The organism is Pseudomonas sp. YA1 (assembly GCF_058680555.1).
This window is the reverse complement of sequence record NZ_JBZWBG010000009.1, coordinates 222,749-234,824: the sequence shown is the minus strand read 5'-3', so window position 1 is coordinate 234,824 and position 12,076 is coordinate 222,749. Positions and strand designations below refer to the sequence as shown.

General features: G+C 66.5%; 12 protein-coding genes. 5 read left to right on the top strand and 7 right to left on the bottom strand.

Annotation, left to right across the window (positions count from 1 at the left end):
* Positions 1 to 87 precede the first annotated feature (87 nt).
* The 5 genes from AC4OR5_RS15140 to AC4OR5_RS15120 all read left to right on the top strand — a co-directional run bounded on the left by AC4OR5_RS15140 (position 88) and on the right by AC4OR5_RS15120 (position 4,839).
* Positions 88 to 1,017, top strand: coding sequence for a PA3225 family LysR-type transcriptional regulator (locus AC4OR5_RS15140; protein ID WP_003091534.1), 930 nt, complete (start codon positions 88 to 90; stop codon positions 1,015 to 1,017).
* A gap of 6 nt (positions 1,018 to 1,023) precedes the next feature.
* Positions 1,024 to 1,851 (top strand): alpha/beta fold hydrolase, encoded by an 828-nt coding sequence (locus AC4OR5_RS15135; protein WP_003091537.1) that lies wholly within the window; start codon positions 1,024 to 1,026, stop codon positions 1,849 to 1,851.
* Positions 1,833 to 2,396 carry a peptidylprolyl isomerase PpiA gene (gene ppiA, locus AC4OR5_RS15130; RefSeq protein ID WP_003114812.1) on the top strand — a complete coding sequence of 188 codons (564 nt, stop codon included), beginning with the start codon at positions 1,833 to 1,835 and terminating at the stop codon, positions 2,394 to 2,396. Before AC4OR5_RS15135 ends, ppiA begins: the two co-directional genes overlap by 19 nt.
* Positions 2,397 to 2,458: 62 nt before the next feature.
* A complete protein-coding gene (locus tag AC4OR5_RS15125) occupies positions 2,459 to 4,291 on the top strand; it encodes an ABC transporter ATP-binding protein (RefSeq protein ID WP_010793237.1) in 1,833 nt (610 codons plus the stop codon).
* Between the two features lie 281 nt (positions 4,292 to 4,572).
* Positions 4,573 to 4,839: a DUF2790 domain-containing protein gene (locus tag AC4OR5_RS15120; protein WP_003091540.1), complete on the top strand. Its 267-nt coding sequence runs from the start codon at positions 4,573 to 4,575 to the stop codon at positions 4,837 to 4,839.
* Between the two features lie 32 nt (positions 4,840 to 4,871).
* Here the strand turns inward: AC4OR5_RS15120 and AC4OR5_RS15115 are convergent, their stop codons facing one another.
* The 7 genes from AC4OR5_RS15115 to AC4OR5_RS15085 form a co-directional block, all read right to left on the bottom strand.
* Positions 4,872 to 5,996 carry a GNAT family N-acetyltransferase gene (locus AC4OR5_RS15115; protein ID WP_003109183.1) on the bottom strand — a complete coding sequence of 375 codons (1,125 nt, stop codon included), beginning with the start codon at positions 5,994 to 5,996 and terminating at the stop codon, positions 4,872 to 4,874.
* A gap of 198 nt (positions 5,997 to 6,194) precedes the next feature.
* Entirely contained in the window at positions 6,195 to 6,353 is a 159-nt protein-coding gene (locus AC4OR5_RS15110) for a DUF3309 family protein (protein ID WP_003091542.1), read from the bottom strand.
* Positions 6,354 to 6,461: 108 nt separating this feature from the next.
* Positions 6,462 to 7,088 carry a 3'-5' exonuclease gene (locus AC4OR5_RS15105; protein WP_003091543.1) on the bottom strand — a complete coding sequence of 209 codons (627 nt, stop codon included), beginning with the start codon at positions 7,086 to 7,088 and terminating at the stop codon, positions 6,462 to 6,464.
* Positions 7,085 to 8,884: a CBS domain-containing protein gene (locus AC4OR5_RS15100; RefSeq protein WP_058160249.1), complete on the bottom strand. Its 1,800-nt coding sequence runs from the start codon at positions 8,882 to 8,884 to the stop codon at positions 7,085 to 7,087. The genes AC4OR5_RS15105 and AC4OR5_RS15100 overlap by 4 nt, the downstream gene beginning before the upstream one ends.
* Before the next feature lie 89 nt (positions 8,885 to 8,973).
* Positions 8,974 to 10,629: a cation acetate symporter gene (locus AC4OR5_RS15095; RefSeq protein ID WP_034015757.1), complete on the bottom strand. Its 1,656-nt coding sequence runs from the start codon at positions 10,627 to 10,629 to the stop codon at positions 8,974 to 8,976.
* The gene (locus AC4OR5_RS15090; protein ID WP_019484618.1) at positions 10,626 to 10,937 is read right to left on the bottom strand and encodes a DUF485 domain-containing protein; all 312 of its coding nucleotides are present in this window, start codon (positions 10,935 to 10,937) and stop codon (positions 10,626 to 10,628) included. Before AC4OR5_RS15090 ends, AC4OR5_RS15095 begins: the two co-directional genes overlap by 4 nt.
* 217 nt (positions 10,938 to 11,154) lie before the next feature.
* Entirely contained in the window at positions 11,155 to 12,012 is an 858-nt protein-coding gene (locus AC4OR5_RS15085; RefSeq protein WP_021265067.1) for a glycine betaine ABC transporter substrate-binding protein, read from the bottom strand.
* Positions 12,013 to 12,076 lie beyond the last annotated feature (64 nt).

Genomic DNA, 12,076 nt, shown 5'->3' with positions numbered 1-12,076 from the left:
AAGCGAAGTCGCCCCTCCGGCGCACTCGTCATCGCCTGCCGGCCGCGGAAACGCCGGCGAGGCATCCCTGCATTCGAGGAGGCGGAAATGAAAGCGCCACGCGTAACCCTGGACCAATGGCGGACCCTGCAGGCGGTGGTCGACCACGGCGGCTTCGCCCAGGCCGCGGAAGCCCTGCACCGCTCGCAATCGTCGATCAGCTATACCGTGGCGCGCATGCAGGAACAGCTCGGCGTGCCGCTGCTGCGCATCGACGGACGCAAGGCGGTGCTGACCGAGGCCGGCGAGGTGCTGCTGCGCCGCTCGCGGCAACTGGTCAAGCAGGCCGGGCAACTGGAGGAACTGGCCCACCACATGGAACAGGGCTGGGAGCCCGAGGTGCGTCTGGTGGTGGACGCCGCCTACCCCACCGCGCGGATCGTCCGCTCGCTGTCCGCCTTCATGCCGCAGAGCCGCGGCTGTCGCGTGCTGCTGCGCGAGGAAGTGCTCTCCGGCGTCGAGGAAGCGCTGATCCAGGGCGCCGCCGACCTGGCGATCAGCGGCCTGATCATTCCCGGCCACCTCGGCGCCGACCTCAGCGTGGTCGAGTTCGTCGCCGTGGCCCACCCCGACCATCCGCTGCACCGCCTGCAACGCGAGCTGACCCACCAGGACCTGGAAACCCAGATGCAGGTGGTGATCCGCGACAGCGGCCGGCTACAGCCGCGCGACCACGGCTGGCTCGGTGCCGAACAGCGCTGGACGGTGGGCAGCCTGGCTACCGCGGCGACCTTCGTCGGCAACGGCCTGGGCTTCGCCTGGCTGCCGCGACACATCATCGAGCGCGAACTGCAGAGCGGCCAACTCAAGCCGCTGCCGCTGAGCCAGGGCGGCGTGCGGCAGAGCCGCTTCTACCTCTACACCAACAAGGAGAAGCCGCTCGGCCCGGCCAGCCAGATCCTCATGGAAATGCTCAAGTCGTTCGCCAACGTACCGCTCAACGCACCCTTCGCGGCGCCCGAACCGGCCGCCGAGTGAACGCAGATGCCTGACTTCCAGCACCGCGACTGCACCCTCGTCTACGACGACCACCCCGGACCCGCCGAGCGCGCGCCGGTCCTGCTGCTGCACGGTCTGGGTTCGAGCGCCCGCGACTGGGAATACCAGTTGCCGGCCCTGCTGGGCCGCTACCGCCTGCTGGTCCCGGACCTGCGTGGCCACGGCCGCTCCGGCAAGCCGCGCGGCGGCTACAGCATGGCCGGCTTCGCCGATGACTGCGCGGCGCTGCTCGACCGGCTCGGCTGCGGCCCGGTGCACCTGGTCGGCATCAGCATGGGCGGGATGATCGGCTTCCAGTTGGCCTGCGACCGCCCCGACCTGCTGCGCAGCCTGACCATCGTCAACAGCACTCCGGAAGTCATCCCGCGCAAGCCCCGCGAACACCTGGAAGTGGCCAAGCGCAGGCTCCTCTCGCGCCTGCTCAGCCTGCGGACCATCGGCCGCGCCCTCGGCCGGCTGTTGTTTCCCAAGGCGGAACAGGCCGGGCTGCGAGAGAAGATCGAGGCGCGCTGGGCGGAGAACGACAAGCGCGCCTACCTGGCCAGCCTCGACGCGATCATCGGCTGGGGCGTGCAGGAACGATTGGCCGAGATCGCCTGTCCGACCCTGGTGATCAGCGCGGATCGCGACTACACGCCGGTATCGCTGAAGCAGGCCTATTGCGAGCGGATCGCCGACGCCCGCCTGGTGGTGGTGGAGGACTCCCGCCACGCCACGCCGATGGACCAACCCGAGATTTTCAACACCACCCTGCTCGGCTTCCTCGCCGATATCGATAAAACCAAGGAACAACCATGCTCAAACGTCTCCTGATCGCCGCCTGCACCCTGCTCTTCGCCGGTTCCCTGCTGGCCGCCACGCCTGCCGCCAAGCCGCACGTCCTGATCGCCACCAGCCTCGGCGAGATCGAGGTAGAGCTCGATCCGGCCAAGGCGCCGATCAGCGTGAAGAACTTCCTCGAGTACGTCGACAGCGGCTACTACGACGGCACCCTGTTCCACCGCGTGATCCCGGGCTTCATGGTGCAGACCGGCGGCTTCAGCGCCGGCATGCAGGAGAAGAAGACCCGCGCACCGATCAAGAACGAGGCCGACAACGGCCTGCTCAACGAGCGCGGCACCCTCGCCATGGCCCGCACCGGCGTGGTCGATTCGGCCACCAGCCAGTTCTTCATCAACCTGACCGACAACGACTTCCTCAACCATGGCGCCCGCGACTTCGGCTATGCGGTATTCGGCAAGGTGGTGCGTGGCATGGGCGTGGTCGACCAGATCGCCAAGGTTCCCACCACCCGCCGCAACGGTTTCGCCGACGTGCCGAGCGACGACGTGGTGATCCTGTCCGCCAAACGCCTCTGAGTCCAGCCGCAGGGGCTTGATCCGGCGGGCCCAGGACGGGCCCGCTCCAGAAGAGAGCCATCATGCTTTATCGTCGTTTCGAACGTCTGATCGACCCGTTCCGCAGCGCTTCCGAACGCATGCCGCCCAGCGAAGTGCTGCGTTTCTATGTCTACTTCCTGCGCCAGGTCTGGCCGGTGTTCCTGGCCCTGCTGGTGGTCGGCCTGATCGTCGCGCTGATCGAGGTGGCGCTGTTCAGCTACCTCGGCCGCATCGTCGATCTCGCCCAGAGCACGCCCAGCGCGGAGTTCTTCCGCGTGCACGCCAACGAACTGATCTGGATGGCGGTGGTGGCGCTGGTCCTGCGCCCGCTGTTCAACGCCCTGCACGACATGCTGGTGCACCAGAGCATCAACCCGAGCATGACCAACCTGATCCGCTGGCAGAACCACCGCTACGTGCTCAAGCAGAGCCTCGGCTTCTTCCAGAACGATTTCGCCGGGCGCATCGCCCAGCGCATCATGCAGACCGGCAACTCGTTGCGCGACTCGGCGGTGCAGGTGGTGGACGCCCTCTGGCACGTGCTTATCTATACCGTCAGCGCCCTGGTACTGTTCGCCGAGGCCGACTGGCGCCTGATGATCCCTCTGGTGCTGTGGGTGTTCGCCTACGTCGGCGCCCTCGCCTACTTCGTTCCCCAGGTCAAGCGCCGCTCGGTGGAGGCCTCGGATTCGCGCTCGAAGCTGATGGGGCGGATCGTCGACGGCTACACCAACATCACCACGCTGAAGCTGTTCGCCCACACCCGCCAGGAAGAGGACTACGCCCGCGAAGCGATCGGCGACCAGACCCTCAAGTCGCAACGCGCCGGGCGCGTAGTGACCTCCATGGACGTGACCATCACGGTGATGAACGGCGTGCTGATCACCGGCACCACCGGCCTGGCCCTGTGGCTGTGGAGCCAGGAGCTGATCTCGGTGGGCGCCATCGCCCTGGCCACCGGGCTGGTGATCCGCATCAACAACATGTCCGGCTGGATCATGTGGGTGGTCGGCGGCATCTTCGAGAACATCGGCCAGGTCCAGGATGGCATGCAGACCATCGCCCTGCCGCGCAAGGTGGTCGACCGCGAGGACGCCCGGCCGCTGCGGGTAGAGCGCGGCGAGGTGGAGTTCGAGCACATCGCCTTCCACTACGGCAAGGGCAGCGGCGTGATCCAGGGTCTCGACCTGAAGGTCCGGCCCGGCGAGAAGATCGGCCTGGTCGGACCTTCCGGCGCCGGCAAGTCGACCCTGGTCAACCTGCTGCTGCGCCTGTACGACCTGGAGAGCGGACGCATCCTGGTCGATGGCCAGGACATCGCCGGGGTGACCCAGGAAAGCCTGCGCGCGCAGATCGGCATGGTCACCCAGGACACCTCGCTGCTGCACCGCTCGATCCGCGACAACCTGCTCTACGGCCGCCCCGGCGCCAGCGACGCGGAACTCATGGAAGCGGTGCGCAAGGCCCGCGCCGACGAGTTCATCCCGCTGCTCAGCGACGCCGAGGGCCGCCGCGGCTTCGACGCCCACGTCGGCGAACGCGGGGTGAAGCTCTCCGGCGGCCAGCGCCAGCGCATCGCCATCGCCCGGGTGCTGCTCAAGGACGCGCCGATCCTGATCCTCGACGAAGCGACCTCGGCGCTGGACTCGGAAGTCGAATCGGCGATCCAGGAAAGCCTGGAGACCCTGATGCAGGGCAAGACGGTGATCGCCATCGCCCACCGCCTGTCGACCATTGCGCGCATGGACCGTCTGGTGGTGCTGGACAAGGGCCACATCGCCGAAAGCGGCACGCATGCCGAGTTGCTCGCCCATGGCGGCCTCTATGCGCGCCTCTGGCAACACCAGACCGGCGGCTTCGTCGGCGTCGACTGAAGCCTCGGCACCGGGCGGCGGCTCGCGCCGCCCGGCCTGGGTGACCTTGTCAAAGGCTCTGCAACGGGCCTTTGCGCGGCAATCATCACCGCCGTCGATCTCGACTAGCACGCGCTTCGATTTTTTCCGCCAGCGAAACGGTGTTCTTATCGAACCCGTGCCCCGGCTCGATCCCGACGCCTGCCGCATCGTCCCCGTCCACCTGGCGTCGGCCACGGACGACCAAGGATGCCAGTGCTCGGTACCGGGGGTTTCGCCCCATCGCTACGGAGAATCACAGAATGAAACTTGCCTCTGTCGTGTCCGCCGTCATCACCAGCCTCGCCCCCATGGCCTTCGCCCAGGACGTGGACAAGGACCCGGGCCGCGGCCTGCCGGTCGAGGAATACCACTACGGCATGCAACTGGACGTGAAGAATGTCCTGCACCGTACCGACAATTCGACCAGGACCGGCGTAGTGCCGGTGACCGTGGTCTACGAGGACCATAGCGGCGAGCTGCACAAGATCCGCTTCCTCGAATGGGGCGGCAGCACCAGCAACGGCTGAGCGCTCACCACGCCCTATCGTTCCGGCCCCCTTCAGGCCTGGCGGTAGGGCAACAGGCCGTGGGCCTCCTCGGCGTAGGCGCGCACTCCCGCCCGCTCCTGTTCGAGGAACTGCGCCACGGCATCGCGCAGACCGGGATGCGCCAGGTAGTGCCAGGAGCGCGTCAGCACCGGCTCGAAACCGCGGATCAGCTTGTGTTCGCCCTGGGCGCCGGCGTCGAAGCGCGCCAGGCCGGCGCCGATGGCGAATTCCAGGCCCTGGTAGAAGCAGGTCTCGAAGTGCAGCCGGTCGAACTCGGCCAGGCATCCCCAGTAGCGCCCGTACAGGGTATCTCCAGCGACCAGGCTGAACGCCATCGCCACCGGCTTGCCACGCTGGTGGGCGAAGACCACGCGGATCGCCTCCGGCATGCGCTCGGCCAGCAGGCCGAAGAACTCGCGGCTCAGGTAGGGATCGCGGTCGCGCACCAGGTAGGTGTTGGCGTAGCAGAGATAGACGAAATCCCACTCCAGCTCGGACAACTGGCCGCCTTCCCGCCATTCGAACTCGATGCCCTGTCCGCCGACCTGTTCGCGCTCCTTGCGCAGTTGCTTGCGCTTGCGCGAACTGAGGGCCTCGAGGAAGTCCTGGAAGTCCCGATAGCCGCGGTTGTGCCAGTGGTACTGGCAGCCCAGGCGTTCGAGCCAACCGTCACGCGCGGCAAGCAAGGTGTCCGCCCGGGCGTCGGTGAAATTCACATGGATGCTCGACAGACCGCTCGCCTCGGCCTCCTCGCCAAGGGACGCGAGCAGCCCCTGCAACCCTTCGTCCTCGCCCAGCAGGCGCGCACCGGCGACCGGGGTGAAGGGCACCCCCACCAGCAGCTTCGGGTAGTAGCGGATACCGGCCCGCTGGCAGGCGTCGGCCCAGCTCCAGTCGAACACGTACTCGCCGTACGAGTGCGCCTTCACATAGGCCGGCAGCGCCGCGCACAGCCGCCCTTGCGGATCGCGCAGCACGCGATGGGCCGGGCGCCAGCCGGTGGCGGGCGTCACGCTGCGGCTGTCTTCCAGCGCGGACAGGAAAGCATGACGCAGGAATGGCTGGGCGGGAGGCAACAAGGCGTCCCACTCGGCGGCGTCGATATCGGCAAGGGTGGCGAGCGTCTGGATCGGCATGCGCGCCAGTCTGGCGCGATACGCAAGGCAAGTGAAGCCGGTCGATGGAAAAAAAGCGCCCGGCGGACCCGCGATGAAACCGCCCCTCACCAAGCGAAGGCTTCGATCCATCCTACGTAGAGCGCATGACGCCAACGGCGTTATCCGCCGATACCCGTCGCGACGGCGGACAACCACGACGGCATTCCCGATCGGGCCCTAGATCATGCCCAGCAGCAACAGGACCAACAGCACCACCAGCAATGCGCCGACGATCCCCGAGGGTCCGTAGCCCCAGTTGCGCGAATGAGGAAAGACCGGCAGGCCGCCGATCAGCAGCAGGATCAGGATGATCAGAAGAATCGTACCGAGACTCATGGGCGTCGCTCCTGTTCGGCTCATGGGGCAAAGGGCGGCAGATTCCGCCCTTGTAGTTCTCGACCCCCGCCGAGCAACGAAGATTCAATAAATCCGCGCCCTCCAGCCTCAGTGGATGACCTTGGGCGCCGGCCCCTTGAGCAGGCGCATGAACATCAGCGCCACCGCCTGGGCGTCGCCGAGGGCGGTATGGCGACCGCTGACCGGCACATCCAGGGCCCGCGCCAGGGTGTCGAAGCGCAGGTCGATGTGTGCGTCGGGAAAATGCCGGCTGACCTTCCGGTGGTACAGCGACGAAATCTCGATGGAAGGGTTGTGCAACTGTCGGTCGAAGAGCTGGCGCAGGTGCCGGTTCAGCACGGCGACATCGAACGACAGGTAGTAGCCGAGCAGCGGCCGGTCGCCGATGAACGCCAGCAACTGGCGCAGGGCCTGCTCCAGCTGCAACTGTCCCTCCAGGTCGGCGCGGCGCAGCTTGTGGATGCGGATCGACTCCGCGTCCAAGCTCGGCGGCGGCTCGACGTAGAGTTCCAGGCGCTCGCCCATGACCAGTTTGCCGCGCCGCACCAGCACCGCGCCGATGCTGAGGATGTCGGCACGACGCGGGTCGAGGCTGGTGGTCTCGAGATCGAGGGAGATCACTTCCTCCGCCTCGACCGCCTCGTGCATCCACCAATACAGCCGGCGGCGCCAGCCCGGCCAGCGGCTGTCGGGCAACTTGACCATGGTGTTCATCGGGTCTCCAGGTGGAATTGACGGGCCACGCTCTGCTTGAACTTCTTCACCACATGCAGGCCGTAGCGCAGCATGTCGCGATCGTGGCGGCTCATGCCGCTGACGTCCAGGCCCTGCTGGCGACCGTCGCGTTGGCCGGCCAACTGGCGGGTCAGGCGCAGTTGCAGGAACAGCTCGAAAGACTCGCTCAGGTCGTCCGCCAGGCGTGCTTCGAGGACCTTGTGTCGCTTCAGCGCCTCGATCCGTGCCAGGGTCCCGCGGGTCTCCAGGCCTTCGCGCAGGGCCAGGGTGCGGATGCCGTGGACGATGGGGAAGATCCCGCCGCGCTTGAGATCGAGGCGGGCGTCCTGGGTCTTCAGTTGGCCGAGGAAGGTCAGCGGCGTATCGAATTGCAGGGCCGCCGCCGCGATATCCGCCAGCCAGCGCTCGCCGCCGTCGGCGAAACCGCGCAGTTGCCGACGCAACGGCTCGAACAGTTGCAGGTTGCCGGCCACCGGCCAGGCATCGGCCAGGATCGACAGGCGCAACAGCTGCTCCGGCTTGCCCTCCAGCAGCGTCGTGCGCAGCTCCGCCTGCCAGGCCGCCAGCGGCTTGCACCATTCCGGCCGACTGGCCATCACTCCACCGGGACAGGGCGGATAGCCGAACTCCAGCAAGGCCGCGCTGAAGCGCTGCATCATCGCCAGGGCCTGTTCCTGCGGCAGATCGTCGGCCAGGACCAGGGCATTGTCCTGGTCGGTCTTCAGCAACTGCTCGCCGCGTCCTTCGCTGCCCATCACCAGCAAGCAGCAGCGCCCGCGCAGGGTTGGCGGCAGCAACAATTCGAAAAGCCGTTCGAGCAATTGCTCGTTGAGCGCGCTGACCAGCTGCATGATGAAGCGCAGGCGGATACCGTTGCCGGCCAGGGTAGCGATCAGGGTGTCCAGGGTTTCCGCGCAGCGACGCAGGTCGCCGAGGTCGTCGGCGCGGGCGATGCGCAGCGCCAGGACGTGGGAATGGGTGGAGAACAGGCTGAGCACCTGGGTCAGGTGCAACAGGCCGAGCACCTGGCCGTCTTCGGTGACCGCGACCCGCTCGATACGCTGGCGCGTCATGAGGATCATCGCGTCGAACAGGAAATCGCCCAGTTCGACGCTGGCCAGCGGACCATGGGCCAACGGCCCGATCGCCTCCAGCTCGCTGCGCCCGTCGCGGAAGTGCGCGCTCATGAGGTCGGTGCGGGTGACGATGCCGAGTTCGGACCCGTCCCTCTCCAGCCGCACCAGCAGGGCATCGGCGCCGTGGCTCAATTGCAGGCGCGCGGCGTCGCCGAGGGACAGCGAGGCCTCCACCTCCAGCGCCGGCAGCAAGTGCTCGCGGGCGATGCGGGTAAGGATGAACTCGGCAAGGTTCTGCCCGTCGCGCTGGGCCAACTGGCGCTTGGCCGCCAGGTCGGCCTGGAAGAAGCGGGCGAACCCCGGGTTCTCCCCGCACAACTGGTGGAAGCAACTGGCCGGCAACTCGTAGACGATGCTTTCCTCGATCGCCAGGTAGCGGTGCTTGCTGCTGCCGGAGAACAGCCCGCGGACGTCGAACAGGTCGTCCGCGGCGTATTGGGCGAATACCCGCCCGTCGTCGCCGCGCTCCTCGACCACGCCCTTGAGCAGGACGAACAGCCCGGGGACCGCCGAACCGGCCTCCAGCAAGGTTTCCCCCGGCGCGTAGTAGCCTACGCTGAGGGCCTGCTTGAGGGTCTCGCGCTGATGGGGACGCAACTGGTCGAAGGGCGGCGAGGCGAAGTTGAAACTGTCAGGCATGGCTCATCTCGCTGTGACCGGGACGCTGAAACGAAAGGCGGCGGACCGGAAACCCGGCCGCCGCCTCGGGCTACGCCTTCACGTAGCGCTTAGTGGGCCACCGCGCCAGAGGCGCCCAGGCCGGTCTGGGAACGGATGAACTGCGGGAAGAAGCGCGCCCGCTCCTCGTCGGCCGCCGCCGACTTGTCGGTGATGGAGAAGAACCAGATACCGACGAAGGCGACGATCATCGAGAACAGCGCCGGGTACTCGTACGGGTAGATGGCTTTCTCGTGGCCGAGGATCTGCACCCAGATGGTCGGGCCGAGGACCATCAGGCCCACCGCGGTGATCAGGCCCATCCAGCCGCCGATCATGGCGCCGCGGGTGGTCAGCTTCTTCCAGTACATGGAGAGCAGCAGCACCGGGAAGTTGCAGCTGGCGGCGATGGAGAAGGCCAGGCCGACCATGAAGGCGATGTTCTGCTTCTCGAAGAGGATGCCGAGCACGATGGCGACCACGCCCAGGGCCACGGTGGTCATCTTCGAGACCCGCAGCTCGTCCTTCTCGTTGGCCTTGCCGCCCTTGAACACGCTGGCGTACAGGTCATGGGAGACGGCCGAGGCCCCGGCCAGGGTCAGCCCGGCGACCACCGCGAGGATGGTGGCGAAGGCCACCGCCGAGATGAAGCCGAGGAACAGGCTGCCGCCCACCGCGTCGGCCAGGTGCACCGCCGCCATGTTGTTGCCGCCGATCAGGGCGCCGGTGGCGTCCTTGAAGTCCGGGTTGGTGCTGACCAGCAGGATCGCGCCGAAACCGATGATGAAGGTCAGGATGTAGAAGTAGCCGATGAAACCGGTGGCGTAGAACACGCTCTTGCGCGCTTCCTTGGCGTCGCTGACGGTGAAGAAGCGCATCAGGATGTGCGGCAGCCCGGCGGTGCCGAACATCAGCGCGAAGCCCAGGGAGAATGCCGAGATCGGATCCTTGACCAGGCCGCCCGGACTCATGATCGCCTCGCCCTTCGGATGCACCTTGATGGCTTCGGAGAACAGCGTGCTGACGTCGAAGTTGACGTGCTTGAGCACCATGATCGCCATGAACGAGGCGCCGGAGAGCAGCAGCACGGCCTTGATGATCTGCACCCAGGTGGTCGCCAGCATGCCGCCGAACAGCACGTAGAGCACCATCAGGATGCCCACCAGGACCACCGCGACATGGTAGTTGAGGCCGAACAGCAGCTCGATCAGCTTGCCGGCGCCGACCATCTGCGCGATCAGGTAGAACGCCACCACCACCAGCGAGCCGCAGGCCGAGAGGGTGCGGATCTGCTTCTGCTTGAGACGGTAGGAGGCGACGTCGGCGAAGGTGTACTTGCCCAGGTTGCGCAGGCGCTCAGCGATGAGGAAGAGGATGATCGGCCAGCCGACCAGGAAGCCGATCGAGTAGATCAGGCCGTCGTAGCCGGAAGTGAAGACCAGCGCCGAAATACCCAGGAAGGATGCCGCCGACATGTAGTCGCCGGCGATCGCCAGGCCGTTCTGGAAGCCGGTGATGCGGCCGCCTGCGGCATAGTAGTCGGCCGCCGAGCGGTTGCGCTTGGATGCCCAGTAGGTGATGCAGAGGGTCGCGCCGACGAAGGCGACGAACATGACGATGGCCGCGACGTTCAGCGGCTGGCGCTGCACGTCGCCGGTCAGCGCGTCGGCCCAGAGGACCGGAGCGAAGGCGGCAAGGCCGAGCGCGGCAAGGAGACGAGCGATCATTGCTGCGCCTCCTTGAGGATTTCCTGGTTCAGGCTGTCGAACTCGCCGTTGGCGCGACGCACGTACAGGCCGGTCAGGATGAACGCGGCAAGGATCAGTCCGATACCCATCGGGATACCCCAGGTCACGGACGAATCGGGACTGATACGCGCGCCCAGCAGCTGCGGCTGGAAAGCGATCAGCAGGATGAATATCACGTAGAGGCCAAGCATGATCGAAGAAAGTATCCAGGCGAAACGCTCTCGCTTGGCCACCAACTCCTTGAAGCGCGGATTGGTATCAATCCGCTGGTAGATGCTGTCGTTCATTGTTTTTATCCTCACAGCGGGGTGACGCGGAATGTCGTCGATATCCACTGTAGGACGCTGGTGCAAGCGCTCCAGACGACTTTAGTCGTAGCGTTTCGCCAGCCGCTCTAGACCGGTATTCCCGGGCCTTCCGGCAGATTCCGGAGCCAGCCTTCGGCAAGGAAAAACGCCGTGCCCGGTTGCCCGGGCACGGCGTTCCCCAATCGAACCAGCCGTGCTACTGCACCCAGTCCTTGACCCGTCCCGGGTTGGCCGCCACCCACTGCTTCGCCGCATCCTCGGGTTTGGCGCCCTCCTGGATCGCCAGCATCACCTGGCCGACCTCGTTGCCATCCTTCCAGCCGAACTTCTTCAGGAACTCCCAGACCGGCTTGGCCTTGGCTTCCAGCGCCGGGTTGGCGACGGTGTCGACATGCTCGGTATCGCCATAGACCTTCTTCGGGTCGTCGAGGAACTTCAGCTTCCACTTGGCGAACATCCAGTGCGGAATCCAGCCGGTCACCACCACCGGCTTCTTCTCGTTCTCGGCACGGGTCAGCTCGGCGATCATGCCGCTGCCGGAACTGGCCACCAGCTTGTAGTCGAGGCCATATTGCTTGATCGCCTCGTCGGTCTTGATCATCACCCCGGCGCCGGCATCGATGCCCACCACGCGGCCGCCGAAAGCGTCCTTCTGCGCCTGGAGGTCGGCGATGCCGTTGGCGCTCACGTATTCGGGGACGATCAGGCCGATGCGTGCGTCCGGGTAGTTGATGGCAAGGTTGACCACCTTATCCTTCATCTTCTCGTAGTAGGCACCGTGGGTGCCCGGCAGCCAGGCCGAGAGCATGGCATCGAGCTTGCCGCGCGCCACGCCCTGCCACATGATCCCCGCCGCCACCGGCATCAGCTTCACCTCGTAGCCGAGTTTCTCGCGGATCACCTCGGCGGCCACATGGGTGGTCGCCACGCTGTCCGACCAGCCGTCCACGTAACCGATGGTGATCACCGGCTTGTCCGCCGCGGCCGCCATCCCCACCGCCGCCGACATTGCCAGGCCCGCACTCCAGCACAACAGTCGTCGCATCATTCGCATCAGACGTACCCCTTGTTCTATGCCGCCGGGGACGCTCCCCGGCGGTCGCGGCACTCTGCGGTGC

Coding starts and splice junctions, on each gene's coding strand:
- AC4OR5_RS15140 (WP_003091534.1), top strand. CDS start 88: ATGAAAGCGCCACGCGTAACCCTGGACCAATGGCGGACCCTGCAGGCG.
- AC4OR5_RS15135 (WP_003091537.1), top strand. CDS start 1,024: ATGCCTGACTTCCAGCACCGCGACTGCACCCTCGTCTACGACGACCAC.
- ppiA (WP_003114812.1), top strand. CDS start 1,833: ATGCTCAAACGTCTCCTGATCGCCGCCTGCACCCTGCTCTTCGCCGGT.
- AC4OR5_RS15125 (WP_010793237.1), top strand. CDS start 2,459: ATGCTTTATCGTCGTTTCGAACGTCTGATCGACCCGTTCCGCAGCGCT.
- AC4OR5_RS15120 (WP_003091540.1), top strand. CDS start 4,573: ATGAAACTTGCCTCTGTCGTGTCCGCCGTCATCACCAGCCTCGCCCCC.
- AC4OR5_RS15115 (WP_003109183.1), bottom strand. CDS start 5,996: ATGCCGATCCAGACGCTCGCCACCCTTGCCGATATCGACGCCGCCGAG.
- AC4OR5_RS15110 (WP_003091542.1), bottom strand. CDS start 6,353: ATGAGTCTCGGTACGATTCTTCTGATCATCCTGATCCTGCTGCTGATC.
- AC4OR5_RS15105 (WP_003091543.1), bottom strand. CDS start 7,088: ATGAACACCATGGTCAAGTTGCCCGACAGCCGCTGGCCGGGCTGGCGC.
- AC4OR5_RS15100 (WP_058160249.1), bottom strand. CDS start 8,884: ATGCCTGACAGTTTCAACTTCGCCTCGCCGCCCTTCGACCAGTTGCGT.
- AC4OR5_RS15095 (WP_034015757.1), bottom strand. CDS start 10,629: ATGATCGCTCGTCTCCTTGCCGCGCTCGGCCTTGCCGCCTTCGCTCCG.
- AC4OR5_RS15090 (WP_019484618.1), bottom strand. CDS start 10,937: ATGAACGACAGCATCTACCAGCGGATTGATACCAATCCGCGCTTCAAG.
- AC4OR5_RS15085 (WP_021265067.1), bottom strand. CDS start 12,012: ATGCGAATGATGCGACGACTGTTGTGCTGGAGTGCGGGCCTGGCAATG.